Source organism: Synechococcus sp. CS-1328, from assembly GCF_025128095.1.
Classification (GTDB): Bacteria; Cyanobacteriota; Cyanobacteriia; order PCC-6307; family Cyanobiaceae; genus CBW1002.
The window spans coordinates 59197-75158 of record NZ_JAHLYT010000006.1 but is presented as its reverse complement, the minus strand read 5'-3'; the positions used below and the strand labels follow the sequence as shown (position 1 = coordinate 75158).

The 15962-nt window shown below is 64.7% G+C and carries 15 protein-coding genes; 3 read left to right on the top strand and 12 right to left on the bottom strand.

What is annotated here, in order from left to right; translation table 11 throughout:
• A partial coding sequence (locus KQ310_RS00830; protein ID WP_259719900.1) for a Calx-beta domain-containing protein occupies positions 1-1715 on the bottom strand: 1715 nt, incomplete at its 3' end.
• Positions 1716-1868: 153 nt separating this feature from the next.
• Between KQ310_RS00830 and KQ310_RS00825 the strand changes: the two genes are divergently transcribed.
• Positions 1869-2675 (top strand): pentapeptide repeat-containing protein, encoded by an 807-nt coding sequence (locus tag KQ310_RS00825; protein WP_311134677.1) that lies wholly within the window; start codon positions 1869-1871, stop codon positions 2673-2675.
• Between the two features lie 30 nt (positions 2676-2705).
• Here KQ310_RS00825 and KQ310_RS00820 read toward each other — a convergent pair whose 3' ends face one another.
• The 6 genes from KQ310_RS00820 to KQ310_RS00795 form a co-directional block, all read right to left on the bottom strand.
• A complete protein-coding gene (locus tag KQ310_RS00820) occupies positions 2706-5339 on the bottom strand; it encodes a type II secretion system protein GspD (RefSeq protein WP_259719899.1) in 2634 nt (877 codons plus the stop codon).
• A gap of 92 nt (positions 5340-5431) precedes the next feature.
• Entirely contained in the window at positions 5432-6217 is a 786-nt protein-coding gene (locus KQ310_RS00815; RefSeq protein ID WP_259719898.1) for a hypothetical protein, read from the bottom strand.
• Positions 6214-6915, bottom strand: a complete 702-nt coding sequence (locus tag KQ310_RS00810; protein ID WP_259719897.1) for a PilN domain-containing protein — start codon at positions 6913-6915, stop codon at positions 6214-6216. The genes KQ310_RS00815 and KQ310_RS00810 overlap by 4 nt, the downstream gene beginning before the upstream one ends.
• Complete coding sequence (locus KQ310_RS00805) at positions 6912-7793, bottom strand: hypothetical protein (protein WP_259719896.1); 882 nt, start codon at positions 7791-7793, stop codon at positions 6912-6914. Before KQ310_RS00805 ends, KQ310_RS00810 begins: the two co-directional genes overlap by 4 nt.
• 39 nt (positions 7794-7832) lie before the next feature.
• The gene (locus KQ310_RS00800) at positions 7833-9017 is read right to left on the bottom strand and encodes a quinone-dependent dihydroorotate dehydrogenase (RefSeq protein WP_259719895.1); all 1185 of its coding nucleotides are present in this window, start codon (positions 9015-9017) and stop codon (positions 7833-7835) included.
• Positions 9017-9913 (bottom strand): ribonuclease H, encoded by an 897-nt coding sequence (locus tag KQ310_RS00795; protein WP_259719894.1) that lies wholly within the window; start codon positions 9911-9913, stop codon positions 9017-9019. Before KQ310_RS00795 ends, KQ310_RS00800 begins: the two co-directional genes overlap by 1 nt.
• Before the next feature lie 74 nt (positions 9914-9987).
• Between KQ310_RS00795 and KQ310_RS00790 the strand changes: the two genes are divergently transcribed.
• The gene (locus tag KQ310_RS00790; protein WP_259719893.1) at positions 9988-10749 is read left to right on the top strand and encodes a DUF3747 domain-containing protein; all 762 of its coding nucleotides are present in this window, start codon (positions 9988-9990) and stop codon (positions 10747-10749) included.
• Between the two features lie 276 nt (positions 10750-11025).
• On the opposite strand, the gene rplL is transcribed toward KQ310_RS00790, so the two are convergent.
• The 3 genes from rplL to KQ310_RS00775 form a co-directional block, all read right to left on the bottom strand.
• Entirely contained in the window at positions 11026-11409 is a 384-nt protein-coding gene (rplL, locus tag KQ310_RS00785) for a 50S ribosomal protein L7/L12 (RefSeq protein ID WP_259719892.1), read from the bottom strand.
• A gap of 68 nt (positions 11410-11477) precedes the next feature.
• Positions 11478-12011, bottom strand: coding sequence for a 50S ribosomal protein L10 (gene rplJ / locus KQ310_RS00780; RefSeq protein ID WP_259719891.1), 534 nt, complete (start codon positions 12009-12011; stop codon positions 11478-11480).
• A gap of 326 nt (positions 12012-12337) precedes the next feature.
• Positions 12338-13093 (bottom strand): amino acid ABC transporter ATP-binding protein, encoded by a 756-nt coding sequence (locus KQ310_RS00775; RefSeq protein WP_259719890.1) that lies wholly within the window; start codon positions 13091-13093, stop codon positions 12338-12340.
• A 29-nt stretch (positions 13094-13122) separates the two neighbouring features.
• On the opposite strand from KQ310_RS00775, the gene KQ310_RS00770 reads away from it, so the two are divergent.
• Positions 13123-14676, top strand: a complete 1554-nt coding sequence (locus KQ310_RS00770; protein ID WP_259719889.1) for an ABC transporter permease subunit — start codon at positions 13123-13125, stop codon at positions 14674-14676.
• Between the two features lie 24 nt (positions 14677-14700).
• Here KQ310_RS00770 and rplA read toward each other — a convergent pair whose 3' ends face one another.
• Both rplA and rplK read right to left on the bottom strand, forming a co-directional pair.
• Positions 14701-15408, bottom strand: a complete 708-nt coding sequence (gene rplA, locus KQ310_RS00765) for a 50S ribosomal protein L1 (RefSeq protein WP_259719888.1) — start codon at positions 15406-15408, stop codon at positions 14701-14703.
• Positions 15409-15507: 99 nt separating this feature from the next.
• A complete protein-coding gene (gene rplK, locus KQ310_RS00760; protein ID WP_259719887.1) occupies positions 15508-15933 on the bottom strand; it encodes a 50S ribosomal protein L11 in 426 nt (141 codons plus the stop codon).
• Positions 15934-15962 lie beyond the last annotated feature (29 nt).

The window sequence follows — 15962 nt, the reverse complement described above, 5'->3', positions numbered from 1 at the left end:
CTCTCCGTTGCCGTTCCCCCCGCAGACTCCAGCGTGAACGTCACGCTCTGGCCCGCTCCCAGCCCCACGCCACTGCCCAGCGACACCGTGTAAGCACCGCTATCTCCCTCACTCACCGTGGCCGGACCACTCAGGCGCACCACACGCGCGTCGTCGTCATTGATCGTGGTGCTAATCGTTTGCGGATCAGCAAATCCTTCCAGGGTGACCGAGAAGGTCTCATCACCTTCGACCAAGGTATCCTGCAATGCCGACACCGAAAGGGTTGCAATCGTCTGACCAGTGGAAACCGTGCCATTAGCGGTTGCCACAGCAGAAATTAATCCACTGGCAGCATCTACACTCAGAACCTGAACAGTGACGCCACTGCCGGCTACGAGGGATGAAGCAGCCAAGGTGGCAAAATCAGAACTCTGCAGTGCCGTGCCGGAAGAGAGCTGGAGCTTGAAAGCAACGCTCTGCCCTGCCACAAGGCCATTACCACCGAGAGCGATGGTATAGGGCGCCACCGATCCTTCCGCCACAGCGCCCGAGGCTGGCCCGCTGAGAGTGAGCGCCTCCCGCACATCCAGGAGGATGTCGTTGAACTGGATAAATTCAAAGCCCCTGACAACATTCTGCCGGGCCGTGCTGCTGATATTCTCGCCTACCGTCCAGAGCGAATAATCAACGGCATCATCGGAAATAGTGATATCCAGCCCACCGCCATCGGCATCAACCAGCTCAAAAGACCAATCCGCAAAAGTTCCGTAGAAGAAGATGGTATCTACGTCAGAGCCGCCACGGAACTCACTCTGAAAAGGCAGAAAAGCGTAGACATAATCGTTGCCGGCGCCAGCATCGACTAGCGATTGATAGTAATCGGGCGTATCGTAGCTTGGGATAGCAAGCGGACTACTCCTGACAAAAGCAATATTAGCCGACGACTGCACATTGACAATATCGTCTCCGTCGCCTGTGAGGATAGAAGCAAAGTAGGCGCCATGGCCAAATTGAACAAAAGGGAAGTCCCTTGCTGGCTCAACAAGGATCGTGACGTTGTCACTGCCACCCTCTGTATTCAGCGTGGCAAAGGCGATGGCATCACTCAAGCTGACGTTATTCACGCCGTCGCCAGTATCGACCTGAATGCGACTAACCTCTGTTCCCGCAATGCCCGCGAAGGTAGTGGAATCACCACTGATCGCCGCCCATTGGGCAGAAGTCCTGTCAGACGTGATCAGATTGAGAATCGATGTCGTTATCTGCCCGTTAACAACGCCCGCCGCCGAGGTCAACTGCACAAAAAAAGACTCGCTAGAGCTGGCTATAGCGCCAGCCGTAGACTGGATTTGAAAAGAAACCAGGGAAGATCCCGCAACGAAATCAACAGCTCCACTATTTGTAGCCGTTACCGTGATTGCCCCAGTGAGGGGGTCAACGAAAAACCCGCCAAGTGTGATATCTGTAGCAGCCGATAGATTTCCTATCAGTAGCGCTGCGAAGTCAACACCCTCCGTGGCCGCATCAGAGACCGAATCCAGAACAAACGTGACACTGCTACCCACCGCCAGAGTGGTTACAGAGTCAAGGGCCACCTGATAAGGGCTTGTGATCGATCCTGCAACAACCGACGCAGGACCAAGAAGGGTGATGGCCATATCTAAATAAAAACGGAACAAAATCGGAGCGGAATCCCCACCAGCCTCGAAAGACTCGTTGAGCCGATGGACCAACCCCTGTGTTGAGGCATTCTAATCCGGCAGTTCAGGGCGACCAGTAGGTTTCCTCTACTGCCACAGACGGATCTGACGCTTGACGTTCTGACCCCGGTTGGGCCCACTCGGTGGAGAAAGCTTCCACACTTCAGGCAAACAGTGGGGCATGGCATGGCTGGTCAGCGGCTTCTCTGGCTGGGGGGTCTTCTCGGCCTCAGCGTGCAGGCTGCGGCGCTGCTGCCTGCCCGGGCTGGCTCCATGGAGGATGTGATGCGGCTGATGGACAGCCGCGCCTGCCCCTCCTGCAAGCTGCAGGATGCCGATCTGGTGCATGCCGATCTGCGCGACGCGGCGCTGCAGAAGGCCCAGCTGCAGCGGGCCAACCTCAGCCGCGCCCAGCTCGATGGTGCCGATCTGCGCGGCGCCAACCTCAACTTCGCCTCCCTGCAGGGGGCCTCGCTGCGCGGGGCCGATCTGCGCGGCGCCCAGCTGGAGGGCACCGACCTGCGCCAGGCTGATCTCAGCGGTGCCCAGTTCGACGCCAATGGCCTCGCCCTCAGCCACTGGAAGGGGGCTACCGGCGTCACGGCTGAAGCCAGCAGCTATGCCTCGATGCACAACGCCGGTGTGGAGGCCGCACTGCAGGGGCGGTTCCCAGAAGCGGAGGAGTATTTCAACAAGGCCCTGCTCAAGCAGCCTGATGCGCCGATCACCTGGCTGGCCCGCGGCATCACCCGCGCCGAACAGGCCAAGCGCGACCTGGCCGCCATGGACTTCAACTACGCGGCAACCCTCTACGAGCAGCAGGGTCAGCCCGAAACTGCCGAAAAACTGCGCAAAGGCGCCGAGCAGGTGGCCAAGGATCCCAGCAAACAGAACGGCAACGGCTTCGGGTCGGGCGTGCTACAGGGGGCTATCGGCATTTTCCAGCAGCTCGCTCCCTTAGCGGTGAAGTATCTGGCACCGATGGCCTTCTGATCAGCTGGCTTTCTGATCAGCTGGCCTGATTCAACCCCCACCAGCCCCGTAGAGCAGCCGCCGAGCATCCTGGGTAGAGGGGGTATAGCCATAGCCGTAGGTGCCGCCCTGTTCATCATCGATGATGCGGGGGGTGACCAGAATCACCAGCTCATTGCGGCGCTTCGAGCCGGAAGTGCTGCGGAAGAACTGACCCACAATCGGCAGATCACCCAGGATTGGCCATTTGGACACAATCTGACGATCCTCGTCCGAGATCACACCCGTGAGGATCAGAGTCTGCCCATCCCGCACCCGCAGGCTGCCGGTATCCAGCCGACGTAGGGACAGAATCGCCAGGTCTGAAGAACAGGACGATGGGCCAGGAATTTCGTCCACAACAGCGGAGATCGTGGGCGAAAGCGCAAACGTTACAAAACCATTATCATCAATTTTTGAGATCCTGGCCCCAAAGGTGAGACCTGCAGTTGCGAACTCCAGTTCGCATGTCACGTTGCTGGAACCTTCAACCTGGGTCACATTGACCGAAGCTGGAACCTGAGTACCCACGGTCACGAAAGACTCGTTGGATCGCGAGCGGCCGATTGTCTGCTGGCCCAGCAAATTAAAGCCACCCGTATCACTCGACGTGGAGCCCCCAGACGTGGCATCCAAGCCCCCGACAATCGCCTCAGGATTTTCGCTCAGGATCAGCGTGGGGGCTGCCAGCACCTTGGTGTTATTCGACACCACCTGAGCACGCAGGAAATCAAAGAATTGCTGATCGGGATAATTCAGGCCAGGATTTCTGTCGCGGCCAGTCGAAAAGCCTCTGTCACGGCTGCTGCTAGAGGAACTGTTGGAATCACTGAAGTCAGAGGAGGAGCTGGAGGCAGTGACATTGCTACCAGTGACACGTGAGATCAGATTGGAGATATTGCGGGTGATGGAATTATCAAGAGTAGAGGCATTCCTGCCTCTTGTTTGATCACCGGGACTACCCAAGCCTAGGTCATCTACATTTCGTCGCACTCCGATCGTAAAGGTTTGCCCATTCTGCGTTGTTTGCTGCTCAAGCGAAACAACTTGGCTGCCAACTGATTCAATCTCATTGACCAATTGACGAACATCGCTCGAGCTAAGGTTGTCACTCGAGTCAAACGTAAAGTTCGTAACATTTGAATTGCTTGAATTGCTGCTGTTCTGGGAATTGGAGCCACTGTTCGAGTCCGAGGACGAACCACTTGACTTATTGATCCCAACCCGGGTGTTGCCCGGCCCAAAATCGCCATCTCGATTATCTGTCGGGCTTGCCCCACCACTGCTGGCCGGCAGATTGCGCCCAAAAGCAGCCAGCAGCTGACCACCATCATTCACGATGAAATTGTTGCCGAAGCGAAAAGCAAAGCTGTTATCGATTTCCGTATCGTTGTTCAGAGTCACATCCAGGATCTTCACCGAAAGCGCCACCTGCCGCTGCCGCAGATCCAGCTGCTTGAGATACTGCTCCGCCACGGCCACCAGGGCGGATTCACCCACCAGCGTGATCGTGCTCAGGCGTGGGTCGGTGGTGGCCTGCAGACCCACCAGCGGACCGGTGGTCGCCCCGAACGCTTCCACCTGCTGCTGGGTGGAAGTGGTGGTTTGATTCGTGGCATTGGCCCCGGCCACCTGGGTGTTCTGATTCAGGCCCTGGGATACGGCTGTGGTGATCGACGTCACCTTGGTGACCTGGGCGCCGAGGTTGGCCAGGTAGTCGGCGGCTGAGTTGGCGGACACCTGATTGAGGCGATACACCTTCGACAATTGGGGGCCGATCGTCTTGCTGAGCACCGAGGGGCCGGCGATCACCGTGTTGCCCTCGCGTCGGGCCTGCAGGCCACTGCTGAGCAGCACGAAGTTGAAGGCACGCTCGAACGGCTCATTGCGGAACGCCACCGTGACCGGATTCACCGGCGGCGGTGCATTGCCGCCGGTGGCCTGGGTGGGATCCACATCCGCGTAGGCGAAGCCATAGCCGCCGATCTGGGAGAGCACCATCAGCACATCGCGGGCATTGGCCCCGCGGGTGGTGAGGGTCACCGGCGGCCCGCTGAGGTTCACGTAACCCCGGTTGCGGATCGTCATCGTGCCCACCGCCATGTCCCCCAGCGGCGGCGCCACGGCCCTCGCCCGCAACGGCGGCACGTAGGCCGGCGTGGGAATCGGGGTCGGGCGGCTCAGGTTCGGGCTCACGGTCTGGCTCACCGGCAGCTGCGGGGCCGGGAAGCGCACGATCATGTCGCTGCCATCACTGCTGATGATCGGTGGCGAGAGGCTCTGGCCCGGCAGCGGCGTGACCCGCAGGTTGAACTCGCGGCCGGTGCCATCGAAGCTGATCCGCTCCATGCCGGCATCCGGCATCGCCAGGGTCTGCGGGCCGGCCTTGAGGCCGCGGTTGCGATCCGTGCGCAGCGACCCACTCCACACCGCCCCATCCAGGCGCTGATCCATCGCCGTGCCGGGGCCGGCACCCTGCACCACCAGCTCGATCGAATCGGGCAGCCGCCGCACCTTGAGCTGCAGCCCATCGGCGGTGATCGGTGCCTGGGCCAGCACCGGTCGCGTCTCCAGGAGGGGACCCACCCCAAGGGACACGGCGAGCATCCAGGCCCCACCCACCGTTCCCAGGCGCCGCAACGACAAGTGACTGACCGAAACTGGCGCCGATGGTATCGGCGACCAACGGTGGCGACCAGCGTTGAGGGCCTGTTCGGATCTTGGCTGAGGATTTGCGGTCAAGGGGTGGCGGGTTTTGCCGCCGCTCCGGGCTTGGCAGCCTCTGCCGGCTTCGCCACCGCTTCAGGCTTCTTACCCTGATCGCCGGCGCCACCGCTGTAGAGGGTGACGGCCAGCTTCATCACCGTGGGGGGTGTCTGAAGAGCCGCCAGCAGCAGCTCGGCCGGCGTGTTGCCGCTGGGCTTGGTCTCCGTTCCCGGCGCCAGGTTGAGATCGCTCTGCACCACCAGCAGGCTGAGGGCCTCGAGGCTGCGCAGGAAGGCCAGCAGATCGGGGTAACGGCCCCTGGCGGTGAGCAGCAGCCGGTTGGCCTGCAGGCCGGAGGCTTCCAGCGCCGGCGGCGGCGGCGGCGGTGCCTCCTTGCCGTCCTTGGTTTCGGCCAGGCCACCCGTGGTTTTCTTCACCTCCGGGGTGGCCGACACGGGCTCCAGCACATCGAGCTGCACCCGGTGGCGCGCCGCCTCCAGATCCACCTGGGCCATGAAGGTGTTGATCTCGCCGCTGCCGGCAATCAGGCTCAGCACCTGGCGCTGCTGCCGCTGGGCCTTGGTGTCGTTGTCGTCAAGCTGGCGCAACTGCCCTTGCAGCAGGGGGATGCGCTGCTGCAGCCCCGCCAGGGCCGCCACCCGATCCTCATCGCTGCGCAGCCGCAACCACTGCGGCAGCACCAGGGCCAGAAACAGCAGCAGCGCCACCAACCCGCCCGCCGCGATCGGCAGGCCCATCAACAGGCGCTCGCGCAGTTGCGGCGAAAACGGCTGGGAACCCTCCTGAAGATTGGTCATGGCAGCAGGCCCTCCTTCTGCAGCAGTTGAAAACGGCGAGCCATGCCCTCAGCCCCGAGCTGCTTCAACAGCGCCATCTCGCGGGCAGGCGGCAGCTCCACAAAGGGGGCACTCATCTCGAAACTCACCACCGAGGGCAGGGATGACTTGGCATGCTTCTCTTCCCGGAAGGCGCGGCTCAGCACCACCCCCGCAGGCTGGAACATCGGGGAGCGCTTCAGCTCCAGCTGCAGCACATTGATGCGGGCAAACGCCTGGGGATCGCGCGCCTGGCCTTTGAGCTTGAGGGTGTCGCCCTCCACCTGGATCTGGCTGATCTGCACGCCCTCGGGTGTACGCAGTTGCAGGTCGCGCAACACGGTGGAACCCGAGCGCACTCCCACCAGCCCCTTGGCCAGTTCACGGTTCAGCTCCGTCACCTTGTCCACCTCCCCTGTCCTGGCCTTGACCTGCCCTTCCAGCACCTGCACCTCAGCCTGAATCGCCGTGAGGCGATCGAGTTCGGAGCGCACCATCTGCTGGCGCACAAACAGAAAGCCCGCCACCGCCACCACCAGCAACAACAGGCCACCGCCGATCAGGGCACCGCGGAACAGCAGCTGCTCAGTGGCGATGATCCGCTCCGGCAGCTCGGGGATGCCGAGCTCCTGCCGGCGTTCCCGCAGCAGATCGGGCGGCCGGCTGGTCTGCACCGTCATGGCCGCACCCCCGCAGCCAGCAGACCGCTCAGGGCCAGGGAACCGAACTCACCGCCATCCAGCCGCTCCGCCGGCACCCCCAGGGCCTGCTCCAGTTGCTCCAACCCGGGCAGATCGCCCGTGAGCAGCAGCCGCAGGGAGCGGGCTGCAGGATCCCGGTAGCGGTAATAGGCCAGGCTTCTCTGCAGGGGGTTCAGCAAGCCTGGCAGGCGCGGATCCAACTCCCGTTCATACACCGGTTCGCCGTTGCGCAGCAGCAGCAGGGAGCAGAGGTGAGGCTCGGGCTGCAGCAACACGATCAGCTCATCGCTCTCGGCCTCGCGCAGCTGGGGAGCAAGGGCCGACAACACACAGGCCTGCTGGGGTTCGAGCCGGTCCAGCGCCACTCCGGCGATTGAAAACACCTCCACCCAACCATCCACCACCGCCTTGGGGGCCGCCACCAGCAGGGCAAGCTCCGGCCGGCCCGGCAGCGGCTGCAGATCGAGGTAGGAGTCGTCGAGAAGTAGCCGCACACCCAGGTCAGGATTCAGCTGGCGCAGGCTGGTCACCGGATCCTCCGGCCAGACGCCACCGGGCCACTCCAGCACCCGCCAGGTGGAGGCGATGCGGGGCAACACCGCCAGCACATGCGCATCGATCCAGCCATTCTCGAGCAGCAGATCGCCGATGAAATCTCCCAGGGCCGGCACCTGCAGAGGCCGGCCCTTGCGGCAGGTGGCCGCCGGGATCGGTGCCTCGATCGACAGTGGCAGGGGCCGGCCACCCTTGAGGCCCTGGCCCAGGATTATGGCGTCAGTGATCTCCAGCAGCACCTGCTGGGGAAACAGGCGTGCCTGATACGGGCGCCAGCGCTCCTGAAGTCCCGCCAGTACCAAAGGTCGAGCCGCCGTGGATGGCGAAACGGTACCGAATCTTCAGCGCCAGGGCAGCCCCGAGCCCACCGCTTCTCCGATAGTCCTCAGTCCGTGGCGGTCGAGCTGCTGCAGCAGGCCCTCAAGGATCGCCGGCACCAGTTGGGGCCCTTCGTAGATCCAGCCGGTATAGAGCTGCACCAGCGACGCTCCGGCACTGATCCGCTCCCAGGCGGCCTCAGGAGAATCGATGCCACCCACGCCCACCAGCGGCAGGGCCGGGCCGGCGGCGGCCCGCAACCGCCGCACCACCTCCAGGGCTCGCCGCCGCAGCGGCCGCCCGCTGAGCCCCCCCATCTCCTGCGCCAGGGTCTGGCCGGTCTGGGGCAGGATCCGGCCGACCAGGCCGAGCCGATCGATGCTGGTGTTCACCGCGATCACCCCGGCCAGGCCCTCCTCGTAGGCGAGGCGAGCGATCGCATCAATGGCGTCGTCCTCCAGGTCTGGGGCGATCTTCACCAGCAGCGGCGGGCAGGCGGGCAGGCGCCGCAGACGCTCCACCAGGCGACGCAACAGAACCTCGTCCTGGAGTTCCCGCAACCCGGGGGTGTTGGGAGAACTCACATTGATCACGGCGTAATCGGCCAGGGGGGCCAGCAGCTCCAGGGAGGAGGCGTAGTCGTCTGGCGCCAGCTCCAGGGGGGTGATCTTCGATTTGCCGAGATTGATGCCCAGCACGGCCGGTCGCTGACCGGGAGGCTGCAGCTGCTGGCGCTCCAGGGTGCGGCGCAGGGCCTGGGCGCCATCGTTGTTGAAGCCCATGCGATTCAGGGCCGCCCGCTCCGCCGCCAGCCGGAACAGACGCGGCCGCGGATTGCCGGGCTGGCCATGCCAGGTCACGGTGCCCAGCTCGGCGAAGCCGAAGCCGAAGCAATCCCAGATCGCGGCGGCCACGCCGTTCTTGTCGAAACCGGCCGCCAGTCCGACCGGATTGGCGAAGCGGCAGCCGAACAGGGTCTGCTCGAGCCGCGCATCGCGATGCTGCAACTCACCGGCCAGCCCGGCCAGGCTGCCGCTCACCAGCGGCCAGCGGCGCCGCAGAGCGGCCTGGCCCAGAGCCAGCAGGGTGAGGCGGCTGAGCTGTTCCGCATCTGCGCCCACATCGCTCTGCAGCAGGGGTCCCACGAAGCGTTGGTACAGAGCACCCGTTGCTGGACCGCTGCCGGTGCCCCCATTGGTTTCCGCCATCAGCTCTCCACCGCCGTCGCGTCCCGCTGGGGCGATCCTGCCGCGCCACGCTCCAGCCGCCAGCGCCCATCCGCCAGGGGCAGCACCTGCCAGTCGCGCCATTGCCAGGCCTGCTGCCGCCGTTGCAGCGTCGACAGCGGCATCTCCACCAGCTGGGCCAGCTCCACCAGGCTGAGGCCATAGCCCCCTGCCGCCAGCCGATCAGCCAGCTCCAGTCGGCCCAGCAGCTGTTGCAGGGCCGGCGGGGCGGGATCATCCAGAAGGCCAGGATCCGCAGACGCCAGAGGATCCGATACCACCGAGGACTCCTTGGCCCCGGTTGGCGTCTTGCCTTTGACCACAGGCACTGCTGCGCGCCCCGCAGGCACCGGTGCGCTCCCCGCAGGAACCGTGGCGCTCATCATGAGCTCCTGCACCTGCTCGCCCTTGAGCGGCGGCGGCGTTCGGCCCTTGGAAAAAGCCACGGCGATGGCATCGCAGCGCTCGTTGTCGGGATCGCCGCTGTGGCCGCGCACATGGGCCAGCCGCACCCCCGGCAGCCGGGCCCGATCCAGCGCTTCCCAGAGATCACGGTTGAGCACGGGATTGCCGGAGGCGGTGCGCCAGCCCTTGCGCTTCCAGCCAGCCATCCACTTATCGAGACCGTCGATCAGATAGCGGCTGTCGGTGCGGATCGCCATGCCCTCCTGATGGGGCAGCTCCGCCAGGGCCTCGAGCAGGGCCAGGGCCGCCGTGAGTTCCATGCGGTTGTTGGTGGTGGCGCGGTCGGCTCCACCCAGTTCCCGCACCGACCCATCCGAAAAACGCAGCAGGGCACCCCAGCCGCCGGGACCCGGATTGCCGCTGCAGGCCCCATCACAGGCAGCAGCCACCACACGCACCGTCTCAGCCGCCACTGTTCACGCAGGCGATTGTCCGGTAAAACGCACGTTCAAGCCTGGCGTCATGCCAGGGCAGCGGAGTTTGCACCATGAAGCGAACCTACCTGGCCCTGGCGGGCCTGGCGGTGGCGGGCTCGGTCCTACCGGCGGTGGCCCCCCCGCTGGCCCGAGCTGCGGGCCTGTTCAGCAGCCAACCCCTCGAAGCCTCCCGTTTCGCCGTGCTGGGCCGGCCTGTCGGCAGCAACGGCTGGAACCTGCTGGTGCTGGAGCAGATCAAAGCCCAGCCCCTCTGCTGGGAGAAGCAGAGCGACGGACTGGTCGATCCCGCCCTGAACCGTTTCGACTTCACCGGCATCTGCAGCCGCTACCTCGACAGCAACGGTTATTCCCTGCGCGTCGGCGACCAGGACCTGGTGAGCCGCTACCGGCTGCGGCTTCAGCAGGAGGGCAGCGAGCTGCAACTGCAGGCCATGTCGGGTGACGATCCCACCGTGCTGGTGGTCGGCCGGGGCGCCGTGCCGCGACGCGACCGGAACGGCTTTGTGGCTATTGAGCTGGATCCGGGCTGGCAGCTGCAGCGCCGCACCTTCAACGAGCAGACGCTCAGCCACATCTATTTCGCCAACGGCACCCCCCTGGCCGAGCTGATCGCCAAAGCCTCCGGTGGCAGCAAGACCCAACCCGATGGCAATGCCCTGGCCCTGGCCACCGGCAGCGTGCGCCCGGCCCAGCTGAGCGATCCCACCGCCTCCTCGGGAACCTCCTCAGACGACACCCTGCAGGCCTCTGCCCTGTCCTCCTCCCAGCCCGGCCAGACCGTGAGCCTGCCGGTGATCCCCTTCCAGGAGTGAGCCCAGGGAGTGAGGTCAGGACAGTTGCCGCACCGCCCCTCGCCCCCTCGCCACCCCTGAACAGAGTCGTTATGGTGACGGCGTGTGAGGGGTGCGGAACCCACTTCCAGGGTCGAAACGAGGACAGACTCCCGGAAACGTTCCACCTCTTAGCCCTGCCTTTGGCGGGGCTTTTTTTTGGCTTGCTTCCGGGCAGGCCTCCATAAAAAACCGGCTTCCCGAAGGAAGCCGGCTGTAGAGGTGATGTGGGATGAGCCGAAGCCCACCCCAGGGAGATCACTTGACGGTGACCTTGCCGCCAACTTCTTCGATCGACTTCTTGAGAGCCTCGGCTTCGTCTTTGGAAATGCCTTCCTTGACGGCCTTGGGGGCAGCTTCCACAAGGGCTTTGGCTTCGCCGAGGCCGAGGCCGGTGGCCTCGCGGACGGCCTTGAGCACCTTGATCTTGGAAGCGGCGTCGAAGCTCTCGAGCACGACGTCGAACTCGGTCTGTTCTTCAACGGGCTCAGCGGCGGCGGCGGGAGCCGCAGCCATCATGACGCCGGCGGAAGCGGCGGCGGACACACCGAAGGCCTCTTCGATCTGCTTGACAAGCTCAGAGGCTTCCAGCAGGGAGAGGGTCTTCAGCTGTTCGAGAATCTGGTCGGTAGCAGTAGACATGGTTGGGAATCAGCAACAGATCTGTGGGAGACAGTCGGATCGGGTGAGCTCCGCAGCGGAACAACGCCTCAGGCGGCGCTGCCCTCGCCATCGGCGTGCTGCTGGAGCGCCCGGGCGAGACCGGAGGGAACTTCGTTGATGCCCACCGCAACCTGGGTGGCCACGGCATTGATCGCACCGGCGATCTGGGCCATGAGCACCTCTTTGGAGGGCAGATCCCCGATGGCCTTGATGTCGTTCTGGGAGAGGAGCTGGCCTTCGAACAGGCCGCCCTTCACCTCCGACTTCTTCGTGTCCTTCTGGAAGGACTGCACGGCCTTCACCGCACCACCCACATCGCCCTTGACCAGGACGAAGGCGTTGGTGCCGGTGAGCAGGGAATCGAGTTCCGACCAGGCGCTGTTGCCATCAATGGCACGGCGCATCAAGGTGTTTTTGGTCACCTTGCACACGCCGTTGCTGGCCTGCAGACGGGTCCGCAGATCAGTCATCTCCTTGATGGACAGACCCTGGTAATCCAGGACCAGCGCCATTTCGGCTTCACCGAGGAGCCCCTTGAGCTCTTCGACGATCTGTTGCTTGTTCTCCAGCGTGCGGCCCATAGGAAAGGATCGGATCGGGGGAACAAGCCGGGTACGCAGCCCCAGGGACCTCACAAAAGGCACCTCGAGGGCTGCGGCCTGTTCAGACGATCCGGAAGAATCCGGACGCGCAGAAACCAGTCGCGTGCACCTCGGCAGGATTTACGGATCAGGATCACCGGCGAACCGGGCACCTGAATCGACCTGCTGTCTTGGGTAGGGCGCGTGCCCTTCTGGCCGAAGCCAGCTCTCAACCCTACAGGACAGGGATCCGCACCAGTACCACAGAAATCGCTCTGCTGGCGCCGCTGTCCCGCAGATGCCGCTGTCCTGCTGACGCCAGAGACCTACTGACGACGCAGAAACGTCTGCAGCCGGTCGCTGCGGGGCTGGGTGAACAGCTGATCAGGGCTCCCCTGCTCCTCGATCAGCCCATCGTTGAAGAACAGCACCCGATCCGACACCTCCCGGGCGAAGCGCATCTCGTGGGTCACCACCACCATCGTCATGCCGTCGGCGGCGAGCTGCTGCATCACGGCCAGCACCTCGCCCACCAGTTCAGGATCGAGGGCGCTGGTGGGCTCGTCGAACAGCATCAGGGCCGGATTCATGCACAGGGCCCGGGCAATCGCCACCCGCTGCTTCTGGCCACCGGAGAGCTGGTCAGGCCAGGCCTGGGCCCGTTCCGCCAGCCCCACGGTGGTGAGGTGATGCAGGGCCCGATCGCGGCACTCGGCCAGCGGCACCCCCAGGATGCGCCGGGGCGCCAGCATCAGGTTGTCCAGCACGCTCAGGTGCGGAAACAGGTTGAACTGCTGGAACACCATGCCAACCCGGCTGCGCAGGCGGGCCTGCGCAGCCCAGCTCAGCCGCGGCGCCGAGAGGTCGTGACCCATCAGCTCCAACCTGCCCGCCTGAAAACTCTCGAGCCGGTTGAGGCAGCGCAGAAAAGTGCTCTTGCCGCAACCCGAAGGCCCGATCACCGACACCACATCGCCCGCCTCGAACGTGGCGCTCACCCCCCGCAGCACCGTTCGGGTGCCGTAACTCTTGTGCAGCTGGTGACAGGCCAGCAGAGGCGGGGCTGCGGAGCTGGCGATCATGGAGAGCACTCCAGCGCGCGGACAGGGCCGTGACCAGTATCGATCTGATGCGCGGACAGTGGCGCCGGTTGTGGTGTCGGCTGCTGGCCCTGGCGGCGATCAGCCTGGTCCTGGCGCTGGGCGTTGTCGGGCTCCACCCCGCAGCCGCAGGCCCTGGGGAGGAAACGGGGGCGGCGACCGCCAAACCAGCCTGGACCGTGGGCACCGACCCCACCTACGCCCCGTTCCAGATGAAGGCCGGGGCCCGCGATGAGCTGCAGGGCTTCGACATTGATCTGATCAAGGCGATCGGGGCGAACAGCGGCCACCCGGTCCGCTTCGTCTCCCTGCCGTTCGACGGCCTGATCCCGGCGCTCCAGGCCGGCAGCGTCGACATGGTGATCAGCGCCATGACGATCACGGCCGAACGGGCCCAGGCGGTGGATTTCTCGCGTCCCTACTTCGTCGCCGGGCTGGGCATCCTGGTACGCGAGGGCAACACCAGCATCAATACCCTCAAGGATCTCGAGGGCCGCACGATCGCGGTGCAGATCGGCACCACCGGCGCCAAGGCCATGGCCGAGGTCCCCGGTGCCCGCATCACCAACTTCGACGCCGCACCCCTGGCGCTGCAGGAACTGATCAACGGCAACGTCGAGGCCTACGTCAACGACCTGCCGGCCAGCCTGTATGCCATCCAGTCGGCCGGCCTGCGCGGCCTGCGCATCGCCGGCACGCCCCTCACCAACGAGGTCTACGGGATTGCCTTCCCCCGCAATTCCCCCCTGCGCGAGACGGTAAATCAGGGCATCGCGCGGATGCTGGCCGACGGCAGCTACGCCCGCCTCTACCAGCGCTGGTTTGGCAAGAGCCCACCCGAGCTGCCGGAGCAGGCGCCGGCCCTGGCAGAGGCCCACCAGGAGGCGGCCCTCAATCCGGCCCAGCTGTTCCGCAACCTGATGCGCGGCGCCGGCGTCACCCTGTCGCTCACCCTGGTGTCGTTCAGCTTCGGGTTGATCGGTGCGGGCCTGGTGGCCTATGGACTGATGGGCGGGGGACCGGTGCTGCGCGGTCTGTGCCGCGTCTACGTCGACCTCTTCCGCGGCACCCCGATGCTGGTGCAGCTGTTCATGATCTATTTCGGGCTGCCGGCCCTGCTGAACGGGCTGGGGCTGCCCTTCAACCTGGATCGCTTCGTGGCCGCGGTGATCGCCCTCAGCCTCAACGTGGCCGCCTATCTGTCGGAAACCCTGCGCGCCGGCATCGAATCAATCGATCGCGGCCAGTGGGAAGCGGCTGATGCCCTGGCGATGAACCCGATCGCACGGATGCGCTTCGTGGTGCTCCCCCAGGCCCTGCGGCGGGTGCTGCCGCCCCTGGCCAATGAGTTCATCACCCTGATCAAGGACACCAGCCTGGCGGCGGTGATCGGCTTCGACGAACTGTTCCGCGAGGGGCAGCTGGTGGTGGCCACCACCTACCGGGCGTTTGAGGTCTATCTGGCGGTGGCCTTGGTGTACCTGGTGATGACCTCGGTGACCTCCTGGCTGTTCAAGCGGCTGGAGCACCGCCTCAATCCCCAGCGCCATGCCATGGCCACCTGAGGGCCATGGCATCCGTTTGTCTGATCAGGCCTCCTTCTTGATGTCCTGCAGGGCGCTGAAGTCGACTTCGACCGAGGGACCCATCGTGGAGGTCACGAACAGGGAGCGCCAGTAGCGGCCCTTGGCTCCGCTGGGCTTCTGACGGTCGATGGTTTCCTGCAGGGCCTTGAGGTTGTCGAGCAGCTTGTCGGCATCGAAGCTGGCCTTGCCGAAGCGCACGTGCACGATGCCGGTGCGGTCGGCACGGAACTCAAGTTTGCCGGCCTTGAACTCGCTGATCGCGCCGGCCAGGTCGGTGGTCACGGTGCCGGCCTTGGGGTTCGGCATCAGGCCGCGGGGGCCAAGCACACGGCCCAGCTTGGCCACCTTTGGCATCATGTCCGGGGTGGCGATCAGCAGGTCGAAATCCATCGCCCCACCGGCGATCACATCCACCAGCTCCTCATCGCCGGCCAGATCGGCACCGGCGGCCTTGGCGGCGGCCACGGCCTCACCGCGGGCGATCACGGCGATGCGGATGCTCTGGCCGGTGCCGTGGGGCAGGGCCACGGTGGTGCGCAGCTGCTGGTCGGTGTACTTGGGATCGATGCCGAGGCGCACGTGGGCTTCGATCGTCTCGTCGAACTTGGCGTTGGCGTTGGCCTTCACCAGATCGATCGCCTCGAGAGGGGCATAGGCGCGCTCTTCGACCGTGGCGGCCAGAGCGGAAAAACGCTTGGAAACTTTGGGCATGGCTGGGGTTGGGGTACGGGCGACCGCCAGGGCCCGGACGCAACAGGGCGCCGGACGGATGGGTGGGTCTCCCCCGAATCAGGGAACAGGAACGAAAAATCAGTCGTTGACGGCGACGCCCATGTTGCGGGCGGTGCCTTCGATGATGCGCATGGCCGACTCAACGCTGGTGCAGTTGAGGTCGGGCAGCTTGGTCTTGGCGATCTCTTCGAGCTGAGCTCTGGAGATTGCACCCACGGATCCCTTGGCGGAGGTGGCGGCACCTTTGTCGATGCCGGCCGCCTTCGAGATCAGCACCGAGGCGGGCGGGGTCTTGGTGATGAAGGTGAAGCTGCGGTCTTCAAAGACCGAGATCTCCACCGGGATCACGTACCCGGCTTTTTCCTGGGTGCGGGCGTTGTACTCCTTGCAGAACGCCATGATGTTGACCCCGTGCTGGCCGAGGGCGGGGCCCACCGGCGGTGCGGGGTTGGCTTTGCCGGCCTGGAGGGCCAGCTTGATCACGGCTACAACTTTTTTGGCCATCGGCGGGGCTAGGGATCTGACTCCCTAAC